The sequence below is a fragment of the Paenibacillus sp. FSL R5-0636 genome, assembly GCF_037974255.1.
GTDB classification, from domain to species: Bacteria; Bacillota; Bacilli; order Paenibacillales; family Paenibacillaceae; genus Paenibacillus_AQ; species Paenibacillus_AQ odorifer.
In genome coordinates, this window is the sequence record NZ_CP150232.1 from 4,425,063 (window position 1) to 4,450,222 (window position 25,160).

25 protein-coding genes are annotated in these 25,160 nt (G+C 43.6%); 8 read left to right on the forward strand and 17 right to left on the reverse strand.

The window, feature by feature from the left end; translation table 11 throughout:
- Positions 1–61 precede the first annotated feature (61 nt).
- Positions 62–535: a hypothetical protein gene (locus MKX34_RS20125; RefSeq protein ID WP_076223148.1), complete on the forward strand. Its 474-nt coding sequence runs from the start codon at positions 62–64 to the stop codon at positions 533–535.
- Positions 536–637: 102 nt separating this feature from the next.
- Here the strand turns inward: MKX34_RS20125 and MKX34_RS20130 are convergent, their stop codons facing one another.
- The 7 genes from MKX34_RS20130 to MKX34_RS20160 form a co-directional block, all read right to left on the reverse strand.
- Positions 638–1,846 carry a hypothetical protein gene (locus MKX34_RS20130; protein WP_076223204.1) on the reverse strand — a complete coding sequence of 403 codons (1,209 nt, stop codon included), beginning with the start codon at positions 1,844–1,846 and terminating at the stop codon, positions 638–640.
- 34 nt (positions 1,847–1,880) lie between these two features.
- Positions 1,881–3,275, reverse strand: a complete 1,395-nt coding sequence (locus MKX34_RS20135) for a hypothetical protein (protein WP_076297649.1) — start codon at positions 3,273–3,275, stop codon at positions 1,881–1,883.
- A gap of 126 nt (positions 3,276–3,401) precedes the next feature.
- Entirely contained in the window at positions 3,402–3,953 is a 552-nt protein-coding gene (locus MKX34_RS20140) for a DUF4303 domain-containing protein (protein ID WP_038572095.1), read from the reverse strand.
- A 63-nt stretch (positions 3,954–4,016) separates the two neighbouring features.
- Positions 4,017–4,325 (reverse strand): hypothetical protein, encoded by a 309-nt coding sequence (locus tag MKX34_RS20145; protein ID WP_256717308.1) that lies wholly within the window; start codon positions 4,323–4,325, stop codon positions 4,017–4,019.
- Positions 4,326–4,390: 65 nt separating this feature from the next.
- Positions 4,391–5,140, reverse strand: a complete 750-nt coding sequence (locus MKX34_RS20150; protein ID WP_076143776.1) for a hypothetical protein — start codon at positions 5,138–5,140, stop codon at positions 4,391–4,393.
- A 181-nt stretch (positions 5,141–5,321) separates the two neighbouring features.
- Entirely contained in the window at positions 5,322–5,939 is a 618-nt protein-coding gene (locus MKX34_RS20155) for a hypothetical protein (protein ID WP_076297650.1), read from the reverse strand.
- 68 nt (positions 5,940–6,007) lie between these two features.
- The gene (locus MKX34_RS20160; protein WP_036688772.1) at positions 6,008–6,580 is read right to left on the reverse strand and encodes a hypothetical protein; all 573 of its coding nucleotides are present in this window, start codon (positions 6,578–6,580) and stop codon (positions 6,008–6,010) included.
- Between the two features lie 255 nt (positions 6,581–6,835).
- Between MKX34_RS20160 and MKX34_RS20165 the strand changes: the two genes are divergently transcribed.
- A complete protein-coding gene (locus MKX34_RS20165; RefSeq protein WP_179089023.1) occupies positions 6,836–7,030 on the forward strand; it encodes a hypothetical protein in 195 nt (64 codons plus the stop codon).
- On the opposite strand, the gene MKX34_RS20170 is transcribed toward MKX34_RS20165, so the two are convergent.
- Together MKX34_RS20170 and MKX34_RS20175 are read right to left on the reverse strand one after the other, a co-directional pair.
- A complete protein-coding gene (locus tag MKX34_RS20170) occupies positions 7,008–8,939 on the reverse strand; it encodes an AraC family transcriptional regulator (RefSeq protein WP_038572103.1) in 1,932 nt (643 codons plus the stop codon). The genes MKX34_RS20165 and MKX34_RS20170 overlap by 23 nt on opposite strands.
- A gap of 289 nt (positions 8,940–9,228) precedes the next feature.
- A complete protein-coding gene (locus tag MKX34_RS20175; RefSeq protein ID WP_038572105.1) occupies positions 9,229–9,600 on the reverse strand; it encodes a MerR family transcriptional regulator in 372 nt (123 codons plus the stop codon).
- 135 nt (positions 9,601–9,735) lie between these two features.
- On the opposite strand from MKX34_RS20175, the gene MKX34_RS20180 reads away from it, so the two are divergent.
- Entirely contained in the window at positions 9,736–10,494 is a 759-nt protein-coding gene (locus MKX34_RS20180; RefSeq protein WP_076275203.1) for an SDR family NAD(P)-dependent oxidoreductase, read from the forward strand.
- Positions 10,495–10,631: 137 nt separating this feature from the next.
- Here the strand turns inward: MKX34_RS20180 and hcp are convergent, their stop codons facing one another.
- The 7 genes from hcp to MKX34_RS20215 form a co-directional block, all read right to left on the reverse strand.
- The gene (hcp, locus tag MKX34_RS20185; protein ID WP_076275202.1) at positions 10,632–11,924 is read right to left on the reverse strand and encodes a hydroxylamine reductase; all 1,293 of its coding nucleotides are present in this window, start codon (positions 11,922–11,924) and stop codon (positions 10,632–10,634) included.
- Between the two features lie 93 nt (positions 11,925–12,017).
- The gene (locus MKX34_RS20190; protein ID WP_143763797.1) at positions 12,018–13,418 is read right to left on the reverse strand and encodes an MFS transporter; all 1,401 of its coding nucleotides are present in this window, start codon (positions 13,416–13,418) and stop codon (positions 12,018–12,020) included.
- A gap of 188 nt (positions 13,419–13,606) precedes the next feature.
- Complete coding sequence (locus MKX34_RS20195) at positions 13,607–14,164, reverse strand: cysteine hydrolase family protein (protein ID WP_036688775.1); 558 nt, start codon at positions 14,162–14,164, stop codon at positions 13,607–13,609.
- Positions 14,165–14,364: 200 nt separating this feature from the next.
- On the reverse strand, positions 14,365–14,973 hold the full coding sequence (locus MKX34_RS20200; protein ID WP_036688777.1) for a CPBP family intramembrane glutamic endopeptidase: 609 nt from the start codon (positions 14,971–14,973) through the stop codon (positions 14,365–14,367).
- Positions 14,974–15,083: 110 nt separating this feature from the next.
- Positions 15,084–16,406 (reverse strand): sensor histidine kinase, encoded by a 1,323-nt coding sequence (locus MKX34_RS20205; RefSeq protein ID WP_038572109.1) that lies wholly within the window; start codon positions 16,404–16,406, stop codon positions 15,084–15,086.
- Positions 16,407–17,132 (reverse strand): LytTR family DNA-binding domain-containing protein, encoded by a 726-nt coding sequence (locus MKX34_RS20210; protein ID WP_036688780.1) that lies wholly within the window; start codon positions 17,130–17,132, stop codon positions 16,407–16,409.
- Positions 17,133–17,260: 128 nt separating this feature from the next.
- Entirely contained in the window at positions 17,261–18,475 is a 1,215-nt protein-coding gene (locus MKX34_RS20215) for an MFS transporter (protein ID WP_076297651.1), read from the reverse strand.
- Between the two features lie 337 nt (positions 18,476–18,812).
- Between MKX34_RS20215 and MKX34_RS20220 the strand changes: the two genes are divergently transcribed.
- From MKX34_RS20220 to MKX34_RS20235, 4 genes are read left to right on the forward strand one after another with little or no spacing between them, the layout of a single operon-like run.
- Positions 18,813–20,393: a spore germination protein gene (locus MKX34_RS20220; RefSeq protein WP_235219569.1), complete on the forward strand. Its 1,581-nt coding sequence runs from the start codon at positions 18,813–18,815 to the stop codon at positions 20,391–20,393.
- A 5-nt stretch (positions 20,394–20,398) separates the two neighbouring features.
- On the forward strand, positions 20,399–21,568 hold the full coding sequence (locus MKX34_RS20225) for a Ger(x)C family spore germination protein (RefSeq protein WP_036688784.1): 1,170 nt from the start codon (positions 20,399–20,401) through the stop codon (positions 21,566–21,568).
- A gap of 2 nt (positions 21,569–21,570) precedes the next feature.
- Positions 21,571–21,813 (forward strand): hypothetical protein, encoded by a 243-nt coding sequence (locus tag MKX34_RS20230; protein ID WP_036688786.1) that lies wholly within the window; start codon positions 21,571–21,573, stop codon positions 21,811–21,813.
- A gap of 23 nt (positions 21,814–21,836) precedes the next feature.
- Entirely contained in the window at positions 21,837–22,943 is a 1,107-nt protein-coding gene (locus tag MKX34_RS20235) for an endospore germination permease (RefSeq protein WP_076297652.1), read from the forward strand.
- A gap of 121 nt (positions 22,944–23,064) precedes the next feature.
- Here the strand turns inward: MKX34_RS20235 and MKX34_RS20240 are convergent, their stop codons facing one another.
- Positions 23,065–23,880, reverse strand: a complete 816-nt coding sequence (locus tag MKX34_RS20240; RefSeq protein WP_256717307.1) for a CAP domain-containing protein — start codon at positions 23,878–23,880, stop codon at positions 23,065–23,067.
- Between the two features lie 286 nt (positions 23,881–24,166).
- Here MKX34_RS20240 and MKX34_RS20245 point away from each other — a divergent pair, with 286 nt between their 5' ends.
- Positions 24,167–25,156, forward strand: coding sequence for a ketoacyl-ACP synthase III (locus MKX34_RS20245; RefSeq protein ID WP_076297653.1), 990 nt, complete (start codon positions 24,167–24,169; stop codon positions 25,154–25,156).
- The last annotated feature ends 4 nt before the right edge of the window (positions 25,157–25,160 follow it).

Sequence of the window (25,160 nt, forward strand, 5' to 3'; positions counted from 1 at the left end):
TAATCTTGCCAGAATACTAAACATGTATAGTGAACACATATTTTAATGGAGGTATATCATCATGATTGACATCATCGACGGAAATGCGGCATTAATACATTTTTTTCCACTTCCGGCGCATCTTTATTCTAAGAATATTGCTTGTATTGTTGCTGTGGCTCATGCAGAAGAACGGGGTCCAAATTTAACAGGCCTCATAAACGCTTTATACTCAAAGGGATATACAGACCTTGATCATCTATTAAATTCCACATGGAAAAAACTATACCAAGTTCCGAGGTTGGGCCAGCAAAGACTGGTGCTTCTACTTAGTTTACTAGAACGAATTTCTGCAGATCCCAAGACCATAGAAAACTATACAACTGTCCCTCCTGTTACCATCCACAGTAAAAAGGAAATGAAAGAATTAACTTTAAAGAGGATCATTAAGAAGTATAACGAAACATCTGTAGAGGTATTAACTGAAGACAGCGAAAAAGAAGCTCGTTTAAAGAAAATTAAAGATAGACTCCGAGAAATGGGGATGATCGTATAACAAAACCCCGCCAGTATAGTAAAGTGCACCCCTTAGAATAGACATTGGATAAACCCCTGGGTCAATCCGATTTCTATTCTAGGGGTGTGACATTCAATTCATTTAGTAATCGCGCGCTGCATCGAACCAGTGTTGAGCCATCTCCTCTGTGATAGGCTGGCCAATCAAGTGGTCAGACTGGCTAAGTTGCCATACCGCTTCACCAAGATCTTCTCGTTCGGTGGTTTCGATGCCCTTAAGATTGTTGAAGCGCACGGTGAAAGCGGTAATGGCGGCCTCTGCTTCAGCAAAGCTATGGGCCTCGGACAAGGTTACCTGTGCAACGTTGTAAGCTTCATTAGCCAGCTTGGCTAGACGTTTAGTCCAGGAGGAGAATGGGCGGCCAAACTCGGTCGTCCACCACTCTGGCTTTCGTAATTGGCTCACTGAAGCATGGTCGGTCCAAGGACGGGTTTCAGCGCGAGTTTTCATTTGCTTTTTTAGATGCTTGCCAGCGCTCTCTTCCACATTGTAGGCGATAAATCTGTCAAGCAACGGCCACGCGTTCAAGGTCGGCAAATCCTCCAGATCAGGCATGAAGCGCAGCTCCAGATTCGTTAACTCGGTATGATGAGCCAATAGATTCAAATCGCAGAAGTTTCCCCACAAACTCAGTGATTTAAGGTTTGGGTACCGGTTTAGACACTCTAGCGAGATGGGCTGTCCCAGCGGTGCGTTATGTAGCGTCAAGCTCGTTACCTGGTGCAGCTCCCCCATATCGGGCAGCAAAAAAGGGGAATCATTCTTACGTCGGCCGGTGCGCGGTGCTAGTGTAAGAGAAGATGGCATATCACCTGTGGCCGAGAAGCGTGATAGATCGCCAGTCACACTTAGGCGGAAAGGCTGCTTCGGAAGTATTAGGCTAAGGGACCTCCCGGATGGTTCCGACTCGACATGCAAGCCATGCAAATTGGACTGACTGGCGTCCACCACCGTGTCTGCAGACAGGATCGGAGTCCATGTCATCTCTTCAATGGGACGCTTCTGTGCCCAGTCAAAGAAGCCTAAATCACTGCCTGTATAATGCAGAAATCGCGGCCAGGGAGAGCCGGCCGGTGTGGCAAAGACATCGAATACGGTCCAATCGATAGGCGCATCAGACGCGACATGAAGGTCAACCTTTTTCCCCAATTGCGACGGACCCATGGATAGACTGCCCACACCGGGCCTAAGGACAAGAGTATGACTACGTGGACCTGTCAGGTTGATAGGATAACTACCAACTTCTCTAACAGAACCAGCTGAAGGACCAGCTTGGCTATCATTTGGCATTTCTATCATCCTTTCCTCTAAAGCATATCAAGATCTAACTATTCACACCTGACTCTATCTTCTCAGTAATAAATTGTTTGAATCTTGTAAAATACCGCTCTGATGCTTCCCAGCGCCTAAGATCCAAATAGGGCATGTCCTGCTTACCATATTGATCGGGCGGCTGATAATGCCGGGAAACATAAGTTCCATTGTCCAGTGTATAAAAATAATACGCTTCATCTGGAGTCCTGATTTCAATCCGACCATGTAGGAGGTCTCCGTCCTCGTCCGTATGCGTTTGACGGAAGCTGTAACATTTGGAGCCGTCCCAGAACCCGCCATTCTCCTCCACTTCCGAATATAATTCCTGAATTAAAGTGTGTTGCAAAATGTCTTGCACATACTGTACCTCAATGTTTGGTAAATAAAGCTCAGCCATATTAACGCAGGTCAGCAACATCGTCCAGCAATCGCTAATCTCTGCTAGTTGTTCCTGAGACTCTTCTGTAATGTCCTCCCACTCAGACCCTTCTTCTATGGTTCTCTTCAACAAACCGACAGAATGATCTTGCTCCAGCCAAATATAATAGTGATGCCGGTTATCATTCATATAAACGCTAAGATCCCGCTCATCCCCGTCAGCATCAATATGCTCCAGTTGAACTTTGAAAAAAACGTCTTGCTCGCGAAAATTAAAAGAAGGCTTGTCACTTGGCATTAAAATACACTGCGTCAACTTCAATATATTTTCTTCATTGATCGTGTTATGGGTGAAATATAAATGAACTGCGTTCTTGCTAGTGGGGGATTCATTTATTTTTTTTAGAGCAGAACGGCCTTCTTTAATTACGTTCACCAGTGTGGCAAAGGAAAAGTCCTCCTCATCCTCATCCATATCCAAAAAAACTTCATCAATCAACACCTCATGAATGTCCACCGGAAGCTCCTGAAATACGCCGTCCCCCTCCCACACATTTACTAAGCAGGCGATCGATTTATGGCCGTCCACTTTGAAACTGTACTCGTCATCCTGAACTAAAACCGCAGCGCTGAGATCACCTTTAACAATCGTTTCCCCATGATTGTAGGAGCCGCATAATATTTCCTCAATCATCAGGTTGCCCGAAACATAAATTTCCTGACCTCCTACAGCTATATTTTTTGCACTCAAATTACCGGTCACCAAAAGCCCTATGGCGCCATCAGTTTCTTTATTATAAAGATTGTCTACAGTAAAATTTCCTTCTATAAAAATGATGATTACCTCTTTTTGTTGCGGGAAAGGTTGCTCCCAATCTAGATTAAGAGAAGGCAGCGTCAAATCCCCTTCATAGTAAGCGGCAAGTTGCTCGTCACTAAAATCTTGGTAAAACTTCGCCCACCAAGATCCTTCGGGAAATTTATCTGCTAGCTGGCTAATAGGAATGAATCGGAAAAGATTGCTCATACATTATTTTCCCTTCATTTTGAAATTCCCATTATTTCCTCACATGCCCCAAGGCTTACGCCCTGCTTAATCTCGACCATTTTATTAAATCCGAATATAGTAGACGGTTCCCGAAAGCGGAGGCTTCTACTCCGCCGCTTCCGCCAACCATACTTGCATAGCCGAAGATTCTGCCCGATTCAAACGGAGGGCGATCTCAGTATTGATCTCATCCGGCGGCATGACTTCGACAAGGACGCATACTGACTCTCGCAGTTGATTCAAGGCAAACACACCTTCATCATCGAGCATTTTCATCGCCAGCTCCATGGCCTTCAGCCTCAAATCAAACTCACGATTCCCTTCGTCATTCTCAAGATCCGCAATGAAAGGACGCTCGGTAAATCGTTGTTTAACGTTATCGAAGTTCTCATCGCCGAAACAACAATAGGGCGAATCCGCATAAGACCATTTGATAAGTTCCGCAATCGTCGATGCCGGTGTGTCACTTTCGACTCCTTGCCTGGCTGCTTCCATCTCCAAAGCTTCCCACGACCAGGCGGAGATACTTGGCGCATGTCCCTCGCCAGTAGTGTATAGAGTACAGTAATAGTAACGTTCGCCATTTTCAAAAAGAGTGCGAAAAGACGTTCTAGCAGCATCGGCGATCTCTATCGCCAGCGTCTCTATTTCTTGCATCGGCTTCCTCCTTTCCGTTAGTGGATCCGCTCAGGCAGGATGTCTTCTATTAGCTCCAGCCTTCTACAAATGATATGGCGGCGCTTTTTCTACTACAAGGTTATCAGGATGAATATCAGTTGGCTCATAGTCATTCATACGGAGAAGGATATACTCAATCTCTTCTAATGGCATCTGCAATTTCTGGCTGACTTCATAAAGACCCATGTCTTGCGAAAGTAGTTTCCGTGCTTGATTTAACTTTCCATTTAGCCAATTATTTTCGAGCATCCATTTTTTCACTAGGTCCAGTAGTTGATTTTGGGTTTTCTTATCTGCATGCTTATTATATTTAGCAACTGACTCTGACAAATTGACCCACACACGTTCCATGTGTATCCAAAGTAAAAACTAGTTTCATGCCTACCTCCCTCTCCCATACGTAAGGAGCACCCAGATCAGCTGTTATTTTCTGAAATCGCTTCGCAGCCTTTCGACAAGAGCCACTGCTCCATATCGGCAAACGCCTGCCCCGTATCCTGTTCATAGAAGACGGCCACCTCTTGCTGGTAGGCATAATTCAATCGTACATAGCCTCCCAGCTGCCGGTAGAACAGGAAACAAGCATAGGCATTCTCATTAAACAAATCCGGCGGAAATTCATGTTGGCACAATCCAGCCAGTTCGGGTAGCGTAAGCTGGTCCTGCCCTTGTGGCAAACGCAAAAAGCGATGGCTGCGAGTGCCCGTCCACGGTTCATAATAGACGTTCTCCCCTTGAATGATTCCATACACCTGACGATATATTTCGTCCAGCACCAAAGCGTACATCCCCTCGTCTTCCTGCTCCGGTACCTGCAGGAAAATCGCCTTCACGTGCTCCGCATGCCGAGGTAGCCAGAGCAGCCCAGCTGTCTGTGGATACACTGCCAGAAAATCACCGTCAACCGTTGTACCTATAACGATACACTCCCCGATCTGTTGCTCAGTAATGGGGCTGTTTTCGTCATGCTCCCATAATCCGTACTCTGCAAAAGGTTTGAGCACCTCCGCATCCGGAAGCTGAACATTCAACCACCCTCTGTAAGTTCCTTCGCCGAATCGCCGCAAAAACCGGAGGTAGCCCGGTGGATAAACAGCGGCATCTTCCTTCGCAAGTGCTTGGTTTTGGTCATCAGACAGCGGTTTTGGCCGAGATACGATGTACATAAATACTCCTCCTGCTGCCCCCAACATGCAACTCTTCCAAATAAGAGAATTCTTTAAAATATTGCAGGTTGAGGAGCTTTTTTATCCAAGATAATACTGAAATTTTAGAGAGTGCAACATATCAATCCCCAATTTTTGAATTCTCCAGCTTGGCCAGTGCTTCGGTGTCATTTGCCCTGAACTATTTTCCACCCATCACAAGCCCATATTTATTGAAAATCCACGATTTGCTCAAATCTTGCATCGCACCATGGCTTATACGCACAGAAGGCTTTTGCTCCTTCATAGCATCTGCATCATGCGCCGAGAAGCGAAGCGGCCTTGTCATTTTTTTAATAGCACCCGTTATTTCATCGAAAAACGTATATGTTAATGGCTTATGGTCCCGAATATCCTCATAGATATAATACTTCCCTTTTTCATCTTCCAAATCTATTTGAAAGCCTTTAGGAAATGATAGCAAGATACACGGCAGTTCATCCTCTGCCCATTGTCCGTAATATGGAAAATAGACACCTTCATTTCTCGCGAAAAATCCAGAGCTTTCATTATCAGACGCAACAGAAATAGAATAAACAAAGAAAGGGAAACCCTCATTCCTTTTTTCTTCTGCCCTAAAATAATCATAAAAGGTCTTATACGCCTCATACACCTGATTCAGATCATGCTCTGTCTGGGCATAATTGGTTAGATGAAATTGCGCTTGCTTATGTTCAAAAAGCTTCAAAACGCTTTCAAACTCTTCCGGCCTTATGAAGAATCTAAGCTTATAAAATCCGCTGTTCTTTAATCTATCCATTTCTTTTCGCTCACCGCCATGTACTAAAATGTCATCTCAGCTGTCCTTAGCCATTTGCTCGTGTATTTTCAAAATTCATATTTCACAAATCGTTTTCTGAGAGTTTCTTCGTACGGGATCCACTCCCAATCACTCCATAAAGACATACTTACGAGTTCTGACAGCTTATCTACGGCTTGTCCCGGACTCGTTATGTCAATGAAGCCGTCAAAATCCTCATTACGGATATCCAACGCTTTTCGCAGGTAGTCATCATTGAGACGCTCTTCCCGGAGTTGTTCATATTCATCCCTCGTCCACTGTTCACAAAAGATCTTTTCGGCTTGAATGTCTCCATTCTCGAACAACGACAACTCGAATATTTCCTCATTCATATATCCTGCGGTCATCACTGGCTCCCCGATAAGCTGGGACAACGTTTTGCCGGCCTCCTTCACCGTACCCCATACAAAATAATCGTGGAGCACGCTGATCCAGTTCTCGTTGCTTTTGCTTACGTACATGACAACTTTGCTCTCTGGAGCCTCATGATTGGACTTGCCTAATACTTTGGCATGCCCTTCGCTTAGCTCTCTTAATGCTTCGACAGTCTTCTCAAGGTTGTTCGACTTGATATGCAAATTTGCGAATGATCTTCCCACGAGATGGCCTCCTCTAATCGCTTTTTTTTACTCAGCCGGATTCTATTTATATCCTATTGATCGGTTCTATGAATGTCTCATATTTCCATTATAGTGATCGCTTGTCCTGAGTCTACCTACTTTTCACCTGAATTTTGGAAATAACCTTTGCATAGAAAGAGATATAACCTTGACCGTTCAGCACAATCTCTAGCTCCTTCCCTCCTTCTCGCTTCGCTCACTCATTAAAAAAGGAGGGTATCCCTACGTCAATTTATGACGTTTGGGACACCCTCTGTCGAACTATTTCACACCCTTATTACAGCACTCTCCAACTTTCTGCTCAAAAATTTCCTGTCGTCACTAATGGTACGGATCAGCGCGCTGGCTGTAACGGCAAGTTCTGATTTTAACTTACCGTTGTTCGATCAATCCATACTTTGGGCAGTTACCGACTCGCTGCCTCCATGATCCAGTCGGTCAATTCGTTGATTTGTCTTTTCACGGCGATTGGGTCGCGGTACCAGGATTGGTTCTCCGTCCATAAAAATACCCGATTGTTGCGAATCGGCTCGAGCGTCCCCCAGATCGGATCAGCCTGCAGCGATTCCAAGCTGGCTTCTGTCGTCAGAATCAAATAATCACCCATGTACTCCGAAAGTTTCTCCAGCGAAAATTCATAGTAGGATTCTTTCAGCATAAATTCTGGAACCGTCGTCGGCGGTTTCAGCCCCATTATTTCATACATTAGCCGGCCGCCTCGTCCCGACTTCGGACCAAAAAGGCTCACGTTTCCATCGTACTCTTGCATAATTGAAAGCGTCTCTCCTTCGGGAACGGCTTGTTGGACTTTCTCCCGAATGTCTGCAATGTCCTTCTCGAATTGTTCGTTCCATTTCTCCGCTTCCTCGCGTTTATCCAGCAAGTCGCCGAAATACATCATTTCCTCCTGAATGGATGCAAACTGATTGTAAGGAACAGATACCGTAGGTGCGATCATCTGATATTTATCGACTACCTCAGGCTGTGGATTATGCGTTATGATTAAATCCGGATTGAGCTCCAGCAGCTTCTCTAATGAGTCACCTACATCCGTCACGACGTCCAGCATTCCCTCAAGATAAGGACTCGACATCAAGAACGATTCGGCTGCGATCGGCTGGACTTCCAGCGCAAGTACGGTGCCGAGATAAGAAATTGCCGCTACGCGCTGAGGATGTGCAGGAACCTCGACATCGCCGAAAGCAGTCTTAACTACCTTGATCTCCGAAGATGTCAAAACCTCTGACTCTTGGGTGACCATGGTTGGAGAAGCGCTAACGGCAACCTGGCTGTTCGTTGCGCCTCCGTTGTTCACCGCCCCACCACAAGCTGTTAACATCACGGTCAAACATAACAGCATCACTGCATAAAAACTTCTGGTTGCTCTAGTCATTTTATTCGCCCCATCCTGTTGAAATTGATAATCAATATCACTCACATAAAAAGGATAGCTTAATGACCGGCTTAGAACAACGGACGATTGTGACATATTCCTTGCATAATCTGAAACGAACTGGCCGTATCGTTTACGATATTGGCCTGGCGTCATGCCGACATACTTTTTGAACATGCGGCTGAAATAAATGAGGTCCGGATAACCGACATGTGATGCTATTTCCTGTTGCGTTGCTATCGTGCCGGCCAGCAGAGCCTTCGCATCTTCCATTCGGAAACGAATGACGTAGTCCAGCGGACTGAGCCCCGTCTGTTCTTTAAATTTTCGCGAAATGTATTGTTGGCTGTAATTCAATTGCCGAGCAAGCTCCTCAAACGAGATCGGCTGGCGGTAATTCCTGGACAAATGCCGAATAACTTGCTCCGATAAAGATGGCTCACCAGCTCCGAACAGACGCTCCCTCAGGACAGCGTGAACGAAGCGGATAAAGTCTCCCTTGGCCGACAGCCGGGTCAATCCGTCGTCAGAATTAAGCCAACCGTCGCGTATCGTTTGAAGCAGCTCGAGCATGGCCAGCGGTTCGCCAGGCGGGAACCCCCAGCTTTCCAGAAACGGGTCGGATTCCTCCATCATCATATGAAATTCGCGCGAGGCCGAAGCGGGGAGAGACGCTTTGTAGAGTACGATATATACATTCAGCGCTTCTCGGCTCCGAACCGTCACCAAAGAGCCTTTGCCGGCGTGCAGTACATGAAAACGATCGCACAGCCACACCTCATCATCAACCCACAACTCGCCTTGTCCTTGGAAAGCGAATATAAATGCGCTTGCTGGCAAACGGTATTGATTCAAATCGTTCTCGGTTCCGGCCTGCTTTAGCCTTACGTCCAGCACACTCATAATCACCTGGTTCCATATTTGTATAAGTTTCAGAACGTCCATAGCTGATTCGCAAACTCCCTTTAAATTCTCAAGAGATAATCATTCTCAATTGAATCATGTTTCTAAACACAATAACGAATACATCTAGCGCTGTCAATAAGGTATTGCCGAATGAGACGAGGATGCGAATAGCGAGGCATACGGCTATTTTGCCGGAGTCTAGCCCAAAAGCAAAAGACGCTAGTTCCGCAAACATACGTGCGGAACTAGCGTCTATCAATGAATCGTGAGGGCCCTTTCTTTGAACCCTCAATTATCTTAATCATTAGCATACTTTTATGTTGCCTGCTTAGTGAATGCCTGTCTCTTTCGTAAGGGAATTTTTGTAGGCTGCAATTTTGTCTTTCAACATCTTCTCTGTGGCTGTTAAGTTTCTGATTTGGCTCTGTATAGAGTTACTATGATTCTCAAGAAGGTTCAAGCGGGCTTGGGCCGTATGCTCTCCTTCTAAATATAACTGCGCATATTCTCTAATTTGTGAGATCGGCATTTGGGTTTGTTTCAACCTCATCACAAATCGCAGCCAAGCAAGATTGGAGTCATCATATATTCTTTCTCCATTCGCATTCCGTATCGGAGCAATAATCTTTTCCTTTTCATAATATCTCAGTGTATATGCGGTAATCCCTAGTAATTTGGCTACATCGCTGATCGTATACATACAAGCCCCCGAATCTATGTTGATTTTAAGAGTCCCCATAATTATAAAAAACATTTGACTTAGAGTAAACTCTAAGCTTTATGATTACATCGTTGTTGAAACACTAAATATTCTTGTAAAAACGGAGGAATTCACATGAAATATACTGTAGTTACAGGCGCCAGTTCAGGTATAGGTTATGAAACCGCTCTAGCCTTTGCGGCTCGCGGTAAAAACTTAATTGTTACAGCCCGCAGAAGGGAGCAACTGGAGGAGCTAAAATCTGAAATCAATCATAACTACCCCGATGTAGTTGTCGTTATTCGAGTGACTGACTTATCCGTTTCTAGTAATGCTTATAAGCTTTATGAGGATCTACAAGGGTTCGAAATCGAAACTTGGATCAACAATGCGGGATTTGGAAATTTCGCTTCAGTGGCCAAGCAAGATTTAGATAAAATTTCTGCAATGCTGCATCTGAACATTGAATCGTTGACGATCCTTTCCTCTCTATTCGTTCGTGATTACTCCAATGTTGAAGGAACACAATTAATCAACGTTTCATCCGGTGGCGGCTATACGATTGTGGGAAATGCCATTACGTACTGTGCGACTAAGTTCTATGTGAGTGCCTTTACTGAAGGACTCTCTCATGAGTTGAAGAGTCAAGGTGCACTTATGCAGGCTAAAGTGCTGGCACCTGCCGCAACAGAAACAGAATTCGCGAAGCTTTCTTTCGATGTCTCCGAATTCGAATATCATGGGACTGTGCCGAAATATCATACCGCGAAGGAAATGGCTGTATTCATGCTTGATCTGTATGACAACGATCATGTTGTGGGGATTGTTAATGGTTTGACGTACGAGTTCGAGTTGAGAGATACCCTCTATAATTATGTGGCGAGCACGCGATAAGTTCATCTCGTAATGGCAAGTTAAGAAGCATGATCATCCTTTACGGATCGCCGTGCTTCGACAATGATGTATCTCCTAAATCCCCTATCAAAAAAAGGCTGCCAATCCCTTATGGGCGGCAACCTTTGATTTTTACTCTACGACAACGCCAACATCGCGTTCATATCTTCCTCAGCAGTAGTAATTAGCTTCAACCCAAAAAGCTCTACCAACACATCCAGTACACCTGGCGAGATGAACTCGGGTGGCTTTGGTCCGATGCGGATGTCCTGAATGCCGAGACTGAACAAGCCTAGCAGAATGGCCACTGCTTTTTGCTCAAACCAAGACAGCACGATGCTGACAGGCAGCTCGTTCACCGTACACTCAAATGCCTCAGCCAGAGCCATGGCAATCTTCACTGTAGAACCGGAATTATTACATTGCCCAAGGTCAATGTAACGCGGAATACCGGTGTCTCCAACGGTGCCATAATCTACGTCATTAAAGCGGAACTTTCCGCAAGAAGTAGTTAAAATGACGGTATCGTTCGGTAAGGAAGTCGCCAACTCACGGTAGTAATTCCCGCCCGTACCTGGCGCATCACAGCCTGCAATGACGAAAAACCGGCGGATATGCCCGTCTTTGACTGCTTGAATGATCTCTGGTGCTAACCCGATTACAGTTTCATGATGATATCCGGTCGTGAGTACCAGATCTGACTCTACATCAGCCGCAGGTAGGGACAACGCTCGATTAATTAGTGGGGAGAAGTCGTCGCCCGTTATTTTCTCTACACCTTCCAGCCCCGCTACTTCATATGAGAAAAAGCGGTCTGCATAAGTGCCTTTAATCGGCATTACACAGTTTGTGGTAGCAAGAATTGCACCGGGAAACTGCTCAAACAATCTACGCTGATCATACCACGCTTTGCCGATGTTGCCTTTAAGATGCTTATACTTTTTGAGTGCAGGATATCCATGCGCAGGCAGCATTTCTGAGTGAGTATAAATGTTGATGCCTTTCCCCTCTGTCTGCCGCAGTAATTCCTCCAACGCATATATATTATGTCCAGTCACAACAATACATTGACCTTCAATTTTGTTCTGACTGACTGTGATTGGTTGCGGAATGCCAAAGCGGTCCGTATGCGCACGATCCAGTACATCCATGATGCGCACCGCCGCATCTCCGACCTTCATCGCCATCTCCAAATGTTCCTGCGTATTAAAGTTGGAATTGGTCAACGTCATATACAAAGCTTCGTGGGTGATACGATCCACCTCGGGGTCGCTATATCCTAGCTGCCGGGCATGTGTCGCATAAGCTGCAATTCCTTTTAATGCAAAAATCATCGTATCTTGTAAACTCGCAATGGTTTCATTTTTGCCACATACCCCTACAACGGTGCATCCGCCATTCGGTGTCTGTTCACATTGGTAACAAAACATATCGTTATCCTCCATATCTAGATAATCATTCGTTACTTCCAACGTAACAGAACACCAAACCTTGAGTTGTGATTACACACACATTTTTTTAGATCAAGCAGATTTAAATGACCTTCTATTTATAACAATCATTAGTACAATAACGCCTAAACAAATGAAAATATTAATCTCAAAAACCAATTTGTACGCCTGCAACTGACTCCCTTGTCCTGTCCCTCCACTCATCACACCAAGTCCAAGTGCTGAGCCAAAGACCATCCCCGCATTTCTTGTTAAAGCAATTAATCCGCCAATCGAACCTACGTGTTCCCGAGGCGTCTGCTGCATAATAAAGCTATTATTAGGAGAGGCAATGAGCCCCATACCAAGGCCTATAAGAGATAGAATCGCCGCGATTCCATAAACCGGTATATGGTCTAAATACACCAGCAACAAGATAAACCCGCTTCCCATACAGCTCAGTCCCATAAGCATCAGACGATGAGAGCCATAACGGTCGGAACAGTAGCCTGCGAGAGGACCTGCAAACGCCAAGGCAATGGGATAAGCCGCCATAATATATCCTGTCGTAGATGACGAGAACGGAACCGCCGCCCCCATCAAATAAAATGGAATAAGGACAAGCAATGTATTAGACAGAATAAAAGAGGCACAGCTAACGATCAAGCCTCCCGCTACAGTTGGAATTTTCAAAGCTTGTAAGGGTAGAAAAGGATTCTTTTGCTTCCGTTCCCAGAATAGAAAAGTAATCAGTAACAAGAACCCCCCCACCAAACTTGTCATCGTCCACACGGACACCCAGCCCCATTTGCTCCCATTTGTTATTACGAGAAGAACCAAGGTGATGAATGCCATAAACAAGCTGGCCCCCACGAAGCTGATAGCACCCGGTTTGCGCTCTTGCACACGGTTGGGTATGTACCGATATGCCATAATTGTAGCCACAATCGCCACAGGAACATGGATTAAAAATAACCATTTCCAGCTCAGCCACTCTGCAATCAAACCTCCCGCTATAGGTCCCGTCATCCCGCCCAGTGCGACAGCTGTACTTAAAATTCCGAGTGCACGTCCTCTTTGCTCTTTCGGCATATGAATGGTGATGAGCGCAATATTAGTTGCTTGGAACATCGCAGCTCCTACTCCCTGTATAACTCTGAGCGTTAGCAATATTGGTAAATTAGGTGAAAAAGCGACCAGGATGGAACCCACAGTAAAGATCACAAATCCAAGATTGTGAATCCGGCGAAAACCATAACGGTCGCCCAGTTTCCCCATAACAGGAAGAAGTGCCGTAATCACTAGCAGATACCCTGTTGTGATCCATAATCCCTTCCCAAGCTCTGTCTGAAAATAATCCACAATAAAAGGAAGCGACACATTCACAATTCCGGCTGTAAAATGGGAAATAAACGCCCCCATACAAATAGCCGCCATCATCCCCAGCCGCTGCCCGTGTCTGCTTTTAAACTCTATATCTTTTGCTGCTATCATGTTGATCCCGTCCCTACTCATATTGTTTAAGAATTACTAACAATTATAAGTAGATCCCTTGCAAGAACAATCCCATAAAGATGGGATGGAAATGGTTTAGGCGAATATGTCTATCAGAATAGGTGAGGAAAATCAGAGGTAATGCAAAACAGCAAAAAGCGGCACATTTAAGTGCCGCCTCTGAATTATTATCTATAAGAGTCATGCGTTGGGCGAAACAAATCTTCTTCGGAACTTCTGACCATAGAAAAATGTTCGACATTGTAGTGCCCATGTAATGTTTTATTGTGATGCTTGATGATTTGTTCTGCACTTAAAACATCATTGCCCGTTGTAGAATGACCATCTCCGACCAATGTAACATCCATGCCGCTAACCGTAGCCGTCCGAACCGCAGTATCGATGCAGTGTTGAGTTTTACATCCCATAATGACCACATGCTCAATCTGCTGATCTTTCAGATATTGTAGCAGTTCAGTTCCGTGAAAAGAATTCGTTGCCAGCTTATCAAAGATTTTGGCATTTACAGACCTATTGATTTCATTGTGCACTTGAAAGCCTGCACCTGTTCCTTCAGCGACATCAAGATCCCTAACAAACACAACTTCGACATTGGCTTCTTTTGCTTGTTCAATCACTTTATTAATATTCCGGATAAGCTGCTCTTTATTGAATACCGCACTTTCCTTTTCGTTTCCATCCATTAATTCTTGTTGTGCATCGATGATTAATAATACCTGATTCAAATGATTTTCCCCTTTCGAATGGTGGGGAACGCTAACACGCTTGATCAGTTAAACGTTTTCCCCATATAATTTTGCAAGCTGACATTGTTTTTCATAATATCTACCTCCCAATAAAAATGGTATATAAACTTTAATCTTATAATTTAAGACTTTTTTAGTTTACCATATTTTTAAAATGTACTCTCTAAAAACTTTGATCGCTACATCCATTGATACATCATAAAAATGGAGGAAATCAGATTAGTCAGCCCGTGCAGGACCCAACCTGGAATGATCGAACCGCCGGATAACTTCTCATTCAATATTCCGATACTCCAACCCACAAGACCCGTAAGAAGCATTACAACAGCAGAATTCAAAAATCCGGCACTACTGTATAACAGCACAGCATGTACGACACCAAATAATAAAGCTTGAGCACAGTTTCCAATTCCGAATCCGAATTTCGAACTTAACCGTTTTCCAATGAAGCCGCGGAACAGAATCTCTTCGGACAAGCTAGTCTGCAACCAAGAATAAATCAATGCCGGAATCAAACCTTTAAGACCTGTACCATAAAACTGTGAGCTGGCCAAAGTATTCCTATCCAGCATGTAGATTGCTGTAAGCATTCCCAGACTGGTGAATATAGTCATCGTAAGTATAAAACATAGTATGAACTGCTTCCTAGAAATCAATTGGGGTTTCTTCCAGCCAATCCACATGGCAAAGGATGATGTTGTTCTGCTTGTAAAAAACCAGTATGTATAGGGAATGATGCTGAATAAGATGAGCTGAAGGACTGCACTGATGAGCAATGACAATGTCAACGGAATACCCTCCCTTTAATAAGAACAGCCTCAATATATCATGGACCGCTGCTTGCCCGCGGGAAGAGACCGTAACTTGCAGGTTAGGTGGAGTAGTTGGTTTCGGATTGCTACTCAGGCAGTGGTAATACCGCCAACATCATGAACTGCCCATTCTCATATCTGAAACTGACGCTTCCTTGAAGCTGTTGAACCGCATACTCAATGCTTTCGATTCCGAACCCTCTACTCCCAAAGTTCCGCTTGCTGGACAAAAAAGAGCCCTGCCCGTCCTCTGTAAGCAGAGATGCAGGATTCTTTAAAGAAATCACCAATAACCCTTCGGTATAAATTACTTCCAGCTCAATAACATTCTGCTCTGACTCTGGTAATCTCTGAACCCCTTCAATTGCATTATCTAATGCATTGCCTAGAATAATTGCAATATCAACCTCTTTGCCTGCAAGTGACAGGTCCTGCGGGATGCGAAAATGAGATTGCATTGTAACTTGATGTAGCTCAGCTTTTGCGAATTTCTCATTATAAATGGCATCAATAGCGATATTTCCAGAAGAAATAAACTTTTCTCCCGCCTCCTGTGTCGAAGCAACCTCTGCAATATATCGCTTGGCTTCTTCTAAAGCGCCTTCATCCAGCAGAGAATGAATAAGGATCAGCACATGATTCAGATCATGCCGCAAACGCTGTGCTTCCTGATTATCTTTCAGTTTACTCGTGTAATCCTTCACTTGCTGCTGAAGCACATGATTATGGAATTCGATCTGCATCCGTTTCATTAACTTTTGATATATAAACATTACAGCCACATTAATTACAAGAATACCAAGCAGAATGAACACAAAATCAAGCGGAATATTAAAAGGTTTATCACTGGAATATCTCAGATTCACAATAATAATAAGCAAAGAACCCGCCGAAACAAGATTCAACACAGCCCAATCCTGATTCGACAATAACGTAGTGGTGTCCACTTTGAATAACCGCAACAATAGCAGACATAACATGATGCTTAGCAAAATAACAAATAGGAAAGCAAAAGATAACCACCAAAAATTAGCTTCATTTATTCCACCGGTATTGAGCGGGATATGCTGAATCCCATACCATACCAACATTTCAATAACAACCGTAAACACTGTATAGAAACTGCTAAAGAACAGCTTTTGTAGCACACTGCCGCGGAAATAAACAATTGTAATCAGACTATACACAATCAGGTGAAGGATGACCGAGTCAACTAGAGATAAGCTAGCAGCAGTAAGCGATTTAACCATATAAAAGATAATAAGACAGCCTATAAATGACTTTTTGCTCCTGTTCAGGATTAGAAATTTCTTGAGAAAAATATAAAATGTGACCCCTTGCGGAACATATATAAGGATGAGCATAAATACACCAAAAAAGTAAGGACTAATCTCCCGGATGAAAGACATTTATCTTAAGAGCCTCTTTTCTATAAAGGCATGGTATGACCGTAAAGAATCAGAGCTTTTACTGCGGCTGACTGGAAGTTCCACCCCGTTCTTCAGCTGAATAAGTTCCTTGCTTAAAGAACGAACATGCACCCAATTTACTAGGAATCCCGTATGTACGCGACAGAAATCATGTGATCCCAGCTGTCCTTCCAAATCTCCCAGTTTGCCATAATACGAGTAAGTCTCTTGTTCAGTATAAAGGACCAACTTTTTACCTCGTTCTACCGTGATATACATAATATCATCTACCCTTAAATTATAGCTCATATGATGGATTGAGAATGTCAGCACATTGTTTCTTTGCAAGCATAGCTGAATGGCTTTGACTGTGGCGGTCTGCAGTTCATGTTCATCAATAGGTTTCAGCAAATAGCGAAAGGGATGAACCGCAAAGCTTCTTCTCATATAACTTGTATGGCTGGTGACATAAATAATTAATACCCTGGCATCTTTGAGCCGGATCTTCTCTGCAACTTCTATACCGTTATACTCGGGCATCTCCATATCCAGATAAACTATATCGTATGCGGTAGACGTCATTGTCTGAAGCAGGGTTTGGCCTGATTCATAAATCTCAATAGAGGCGGTCATCCCTTGCAGGCTAGTCATCTGCTTCTTGAGTAATTCTTCCAACCGCGAGGCATCTTGCCTCTGATCGTCACAGATAGCAATGTTAAGATTCATATTATGTATCCCTCCAAGTGAACGTAATTCTATCATATTATAATTTGGAAAAATATGAAGAACCGCCAAAAAGCCGATCCTCTCGGACCGGCCAATAAACTCTTTTCATAGGAAAGTTTTTACCCTAATCAATTCATCGGAATCGCGGACGCCAGTCGCCGAAACTGGATGAAAATAAACAGAGCGGTCAGCATCACCACAATTCCTGAACCGAGGAACCATAGCTGCACTCCGTATCGATCCACTACAGGTCCTGCCAACAGCAGTCCAATTGGCGAAGACAACATCATAATGCTGGTCACAAGTGAAATGACACGCCCAAGCATCTCGGGTTCAAAAGAACGCTGGATCATCGCCATGAAGGGACCATTGAAGAAGGGTGCCGCACTGCCCATGAAGAACGAGAGAATGGCAAAGATCACAAATGCATTCGGACCAATCAAACCACTGATCACACAGGTAAGACCGATGACTAGCAGACCTACGCTCATATAGCTAATGTCGCTCCATTTTGATGAGAACATCGACAATAGCAGACCACCTAAAATCATCCCGATGCTGAACACCGCTTCCACCAGGCTGGCACTGTATCCTCCACGGCCAAAATGAGACAAAGTCATATAAGGAAACAGTGTCGCCAGCGGCATAAATGCGATACTAAACACCGCAGTAGCCCCCGTAATCAACACAATGGGTTTCGCTTGAATGAGTGCGTTCCAACCCAAACGGAATTCTTGAACGAAAGACGGCGCAGCTGTAGCCTGCACTTTAGGCTGATGGATCTTCACCATGAACAGCATCAGATTCGCAATCAAAGCCCCGGCCACATCGAGTAGCAATACCGCCCCAAGCGAAGTTGCCGAGTAAACCGCTATCCCAAGTACAGGACCAATTACATTCGAGAAAGAGAACACCATCTGCTGCCAGCCCGCGACTCTTGTCAGTTCTTCTTCAGGTGCAATCAACGGAACAGCCGCCTGAAAAGCCGGGGCATGAAAGGCCGAAGCCGCTGAACGCAAGCTCAGAATGACATACACAAAACCAAGTCCCGGTTCCCCCCACATGAAATAAATACCTAATATCAGACTGAAAAGCGCTATTGCGCTATCAGCAATAATCATTGTTATTTTACGATTCCAACGGTCCAGCCAAACCCCTACGAAAGGACCCAAGACCGCTTGCGGCAAAAACGCTGCCAACCCAGCAATCATCAGAACTGCCGCTGACCCTGTCGATTCCGTCAAGTGCCAGATCACCGCGAATTGAACCATCGAACTCGTGAGAATCGAGAAAATCTGTCCGCTAAAAATAAGGGCGAAGGCTTTTTTCCATTGTATTTGCATAAGGTCATCTCCTTTGATTAAAAACTTAGATAAACTCATTCCATGAGCATAGGCACACTGAAACAGGCACATCACAAATAAACTCATTTCCTTATCTCAAAAAAATGAATGAGTCCACTTGTCTTGCACCACGGACTACCATAAACGAATGGAATGGGTCACAAGGAGCACCTCCTGAAAAAATTATGTTCATTATAACATCGCAACTCCTCCATGAGCCAGTTCCAATTGTTCATTTTACGAAGAATTTGATCTATCTCTATCTTCCGAATAAATTCCTAAATAAGGGAGAAGATAAAAATCACACTTAACATCTAATTTATTTAAGGAGAATTGCATGCGGAAATTTTTTAACGCCAAGACGCCTCCGTCTAATCCTAAGGTGCCCCCTCAAATCGAAGCCGAAAATGAGCTTTCAATGAAGGATCTTTTTTCCCATGCTATCTCTGCGTCTCTCGAAGACAACTTGCAGATTATTAATGACTGTTTTGCCAATTGCTCAGACCTAAAGGTTATTCCATGGCATTATGGCCCGGATCTTAAGTATGAAGCCTCATCCGTCTATTTCAATACACTTACTAAGTCTGACCCTACAAATTATTTTAAAGATGTCTTGCAAAATATAGTTCCGCATGAGCTGGGGCCCACCTTGGACGTAACCGTTGAAGATGTCATCTCTTATTTTGAAAAAAATGGTGTTTCATCACCGCTGCTTGAATTAATGGACAATATCGGTCAAGCCATTAAGGGGATTCTTGATGGGAAAGTTGTCCTTTTCTTTACAGGTTGGCAAAAAGCCGTTGCCTATTATGCCTTTGATGTAGAACAGCGCCAAACCTCTGAGCCCATTTCAGAGCCTACTGTTCAAGGTCCTCACGTCAGCTTTATAGAAAGCTTAGAGCGTAATATAGGTGTTATTCGTAGTTTGCTAAAATCTACTAATCTTAAGTTCGAGTTCTTTACCTCTGGTAAGCAGGTTCAAAGAACGTTGTCCTATGGTTATCTGGATGGAGTGGTGAAACCAGAAGCATTAAATCAATTCAAACAACGTATAGCAAGTATTGATCAGGAAGAAATTCTTGACGTCTCCTATCTCGAAGAGTGGATCGGTGATTCTCTCTACTCACCATTTCCACAAGTCCGCTACACAGAACGACCGGATACAGCTATAACAGCTCTGCTAGACGGGAAGATTATTGCTATGGTTAACGGAAGTCCTTCCATTCTGATCTGTCCCGGGAATTTCATGGAGTTTTTTACGAATAGCGAAGATTATTACTACCGAACCATTTTTTCATCATTGATAAGATTGATTAGGGTCGCTGCCTTCATCATCGCCCTGCTGTTACCCAGTACCTATATTGCCTTATCCAACTTCCATTCCGAACTAATTCCCACGGTTCTGCTGCTTGCCATTCTAAACACACGCGAAGGAATCCCCTTTCCGGCTATGGTTGAAGCTTTGATCATGGAGTTTTTCTTTGAGCTTTTGAGAGAGGCGGGCATACGCTTACCCAGACCGATTGGATCGGCCGTCAGTATCGTTGGAGCATTGGTCATTGGACAAGCGGCTATTCAATCGCAGATTGCCTCTCCGGTCATGGTCATTGTCGTCGCTTTGACGGGCATTGCCTCATTTGCGCTACCTCAATACAATATGGCAATTGCGCTGCGGATTTTACGGTTTCCCTTAATGATTCTCGCGGCAACGTTCGGAGGACTTGGCATCATGGTCGGTTTTATTCTAATTTACCTCCATCTGGCTACCTTGCGCTCTTTAGGAGAACCGTATTTAGACTCGTTAGCTCCGCTAGATCTCAAAAGAGTACGTGATTCTATTTTTCTACTTCCGAGAAGACTGCTGCTTCATTCACCACGGAATCGACACCTATATAAAAAGACTTCAGGAAGGAAGTAGATATAGTGAAGCGACTTACTACCATACTAATTTCCCTTCTTGTACTCACTCTAACTAGCGGATGCTGGGATAATAAAGAATTGGACGAGTATGGGTATGTGCAGGCGGTCGCCATTGACCAAAGCGAAGACAATCGGATTGTGATCACGACACATTTCTATAATCCTTCCACCAAAATAGAAATGGGACAAGCAGGGGATCCAGCGTCGAAGGGAATTAATATTGTTACAAGTGGAGAAACCTTTTTTGAAGCAATAAGGGAGATCCCGGCAAAATTTGGTCGAAAAGCCAAATGGGATCATATGCGTGTCATATTAATCGGGGAGCAACTAGCCAGAACCTCGAACATCCGGGAGGTGCTTGATTTTTTCTCCAGAGATCAAGAACCACGTGGTACCGTTCTTCCTCTCATCGCTGAGCAATCTGCGGCACCATTTTTAGATATCAACCCGTTTATCGAGCAGACCATTGGTCAACAGTATAAGAGAATGGAGACGAGCGGTGCTCTATATGCCGCAAAAACTTCCAAGATTCCTCTCTATGAGCTGGCTATACAAATGTGTAGCCCCTCCAATACTTCCATCATCCCTTACCTGCATAAGACCAGTTTGGATCATAAACCATTGATATCTGGGCTGGCTGTAATCCATGACGGGAAAATGATTGACATCCTAAAGGAAAAGGATACAGAAGCATTCATGATGCTGACGGATAGATATATCTATGGAGTACTAGAATTTCCTTGCCCGGATGAAACCGAAGAACCGCTGCGAAAAAAAGAAACGCTTGAAGTGCTTACCTTCAACAGTACGCTTACTCCAACCGTGAAAAATGGTTCTGTATCCGTCGGTGTAAAAATTGCTATTGAAGGGATGATCGGAGAATTACGTTGCTCACATATAAAAAACAATAAGGACATGAAGCTTTTTGAGCAGCGTGTCATAACTCAGGTTGAACAACAGGTTGAGCATGCAACCAAGTTTTTGAAAACAAAAAAGATCGATGCACTCGGAATTGGCAATCAGATTTACCGGAAAAATCCGCAGCTGTGGAAACAACTAGAGCCTCAATGGAAGGATACATTCGCCCAGACTCAGTTCGATATCAACGTTGATGTCAAAGTGTTAAGCACTGGAATGAACTCAGGTACAATATTCGGAACAAAGGAGAAGTAGCTATGGTGGGAAAAATAATCTGCGTCCTCTTATTAGCTTCCGCTATGCTAGCCCATGACATCCCAAGGTTTAGGCAAGCCTCCATCCGCGATCGAGTAGTTTATGGAGTATTATTACTACCCGTACTTTATCTCGGATTTATCTTTATTGCAGCTAAGCCATGGCCCAATTTAGACTCCATCTTCAATTTACTTACGGCTCCAGCTGAGCACATCGTCCATTGGATCAACCCAACCATTTCATAAGCTTAAAGAATGAGGAGGAACGTATGAATAAGCAAGAACGTGTTAGCTCGATCCAAATGTCCATGCTGTTTCTCTTCTTTATGACCGGTTCCTCAATCGTCATCGTCCCTGCATCATTAACTAACTTTGCCGGCAACGGAGCCTGGATATCCCTCTTAATCGCCTCGGCCATAGGAATGCTTCTGCTTTCCGGCATTCTATATTTGAACCGACGAGCGCCAGATCTTTCGCTTGTGGAACAAAGCCGCTCCGTACTTGGAAACGGACTGACCCTTGTCCTCCTAATTCCTTTCACTTGTGTGCTGTTTTGGAATGTCGCAGGAATTGTAATTGAGATCGGAACCTTTTTCAAAAGTACGATGTTAAAAGAAACGCCCACTTACGCGGTAAATACCATGTTTTTTATAACGATTGCGATGACAGCTCTAGCTGGAATCGAAGTGATTGCCCGCATGGCAGCCGTCCTAATGTCACTAATGTTCGGATTTATCATCTTAGTCTGGATACTCGTAGCAGGGTTATATCATCCCGAATACCTACTGCCCATCATGCCTGATGGATTTAGGCCTATCCTAAGCGCTGCATATGTAGTCTATGGCTTTCCCTATTCCGAGCTTATCGTTTTTTCGATGATTTTACCGTTCGTGCGTAAAGAAGACAATTCTAAACTGGGAAAACAAATGTATCTTGCACTCATCATCAATGCCCTGACGTTAATTGCTTCTGTCATTAGCAGTATTATGGTACTGGGACCACTGCCCGGCAGCTTAAAATATTCATTATATCAGTTGGCGAGACTCATTTATTTTCAGGAAACCATTGAAAGAATCGAATCCGTGATTGGTTTTTCACTCATTATCGGCTTCTATTTCAAGGCTTCTATCCTGCTGCTTATTCTTATTAAAGTACTAAAGGAGCTTCTGAGATTGAAGGATGAACGTTTAATTGTTTTCCCTCTTGCTTTTGTTTGCCTGCTGTTATCTGTAACGACTTACACACAAGAGTCTGAGCTTGAGGAAATCGTGAATATTACATGGCCCTTGATCACTAACCTAGCTTACACCCTGCCATTTCTTCTGATTCTATTGGTCACTTTCATTCGTTATCATATAAAAAAACACAAAAAATAACCCGTTCTATACGGATTCAATATCCCCTATCTCATTTTGCAGACTTCAGAAAAGTAGGGATGCCCTACAGCCACTTTTAGCTTATTAGGACACCCCTGTTAAGTTTATTACTTTAATCGCACTAACCAATAAATTCTTGAACCCACTCGCTGTTATAGTAACCTATTCCAATTTCTGTGAAGCTGCTATTCAGGATGTTGGCACGATGACCAGGACTGTTCATCCATTGGTTCATTACTTCTTCTGCACTCGACTGACCTTTGGCGATGTTTTCCCCTGCTGAATTGTATGAGATCCCGAAGGCTTTCATCATATCAAACGGAGATCCATACGTAGGAGACTGATGGTCAAAATAATTGTTGTCATACATATCCTGCGCTTTAGCCAAAGCCATTTTCGAAAGTTCGCTATTTAAACTAAGGGGCTTCAAGCCTGCATTCGTTCTTTCTTTATTCACAAGATCCAATACTTGCTGTACTGATTGGGATGTATTGGCGGATGGTTGTGGATTTGCAGACTTCTGCGGGACAGCAGAATGTTGCGGATTTGCAGAATATTGTGGTTTGGCCGACTGCTGCGGATACGTTGTTTGGTCTGTTGTGCCTCCTGTAGGTGGATTGGTGCGGATGAACCCATCCAGCCATTTCGTTACATCGCCAGGAACTTGTTTAGTCTTAATTGTTGAATTCCCTGCATTCTCCGTGGAAATGGAAGATGCTTGCGTTAAAGTTGACGTTGAGGTAGTTTTACGAGCATGATTGTCAACCTTCGTTTGTTGAGTAGTCATTTGGTTGTTGGCCGAGTTATTACCCGAACAAGCAGTAACCAGTAATAGCGCTACTATAACGATAAATGGTTTAATAAGAACCCCTCCTGATTTGGCAAAGTAGTGACTTAATCGAATAAAGTTTTTGTAAAGTACCACTGATTTATTCATCCCTAATTCAAAAATATAAAAAGCAAAAAAGTCCACCCGCAACATGGTTGCTGTGGACTTAATTTTAGTGGATATATTAGATTCGTTGATTTTGTTACACTTTTAGGAATTTATAGAATTTTTTACTAATTAGTGTTATGCTTTATTAAGATAATAAACTATAACATCACAAATTTTTTTGGACAAACAAGCTTATAGAAATGAGCGGGCGTTGTTAGGTAAATAGATACTTTTAGATTACTTAATGTAATGTGATTGCAAAATTATTACAAGGGGTGATCATGCTATGTTAGAAGGTATCTCGATAAAACAAGTCTCCATTTATTGTCCTGAAAGAGTGATTAACAACCAATATTTTATTGACCATTTTCAAAAGCAAGGCATAGATATTAAGCGGATTCTTAAAAAGACAGGCAGAAAAAAACGCCATGTTATTGAAGGAACGAAGGAGAACTCGTTGACGATGGCGATTAATGCCGCTCAACAAGCAATTGATGCTGCTTCATTGAAATCTGCAGATATAGACCTGATTCTTTTTTCCAGCTCAACTCCGGAATATTTATCACCTACGAATTCATTGCTTATTCACAAAGCTATCAAAGGTAAAGATGATACGCTTTGCTATGACTTGAATGGTAATTGTATAGGAATGTTTATTGCGGTTGAACAGGCTGCTCGTACTTTATACGATGATCCTGATAGAGATAGAGCGTTAGTTATCGGTTCGGATTTTTTAAATTTATGGGCTGATCCTTCACATCCAATAACATATTCAATTTTTGGCGATGCCGCCGTAGCCCTCATTTTAGAAAAAGATCATTCAGAGAGTGGATTAATTGACGTAAGGTATCTTTCGGACAGCCGTTTTACAGAAGAAATTGTGTACCCCGCTCAAGGATTGGCTAAGTCTTTGCGTGATGGGGCTGAACACCGCTACTTACACTGGGGGAGATTCAGCGGAATAGACAGTGTACGATTTGCGGAAACATCTATTGTTGAATTATTGAACAAACATCACCTAACATTCGAGGATATACAAGTTTTTTGCTTTTCACAATTTACATTGGCTAATATTAAATTACTTCAGGCTAAGCTGAACCTGGATCAGCATAAAATTATTTATGTAGCCGACGAATATGGCTATACTGGCACAAGCAGTCCCTTTCTGGCCTTATATTGTGCAATTGAACATGGTTTGATCAAACGTGGCGATAACTTGTTATTTTGGACATTGGGATCAGGTTATCAAGCCGGTTCAATGTTATGGCGTTATTGACATG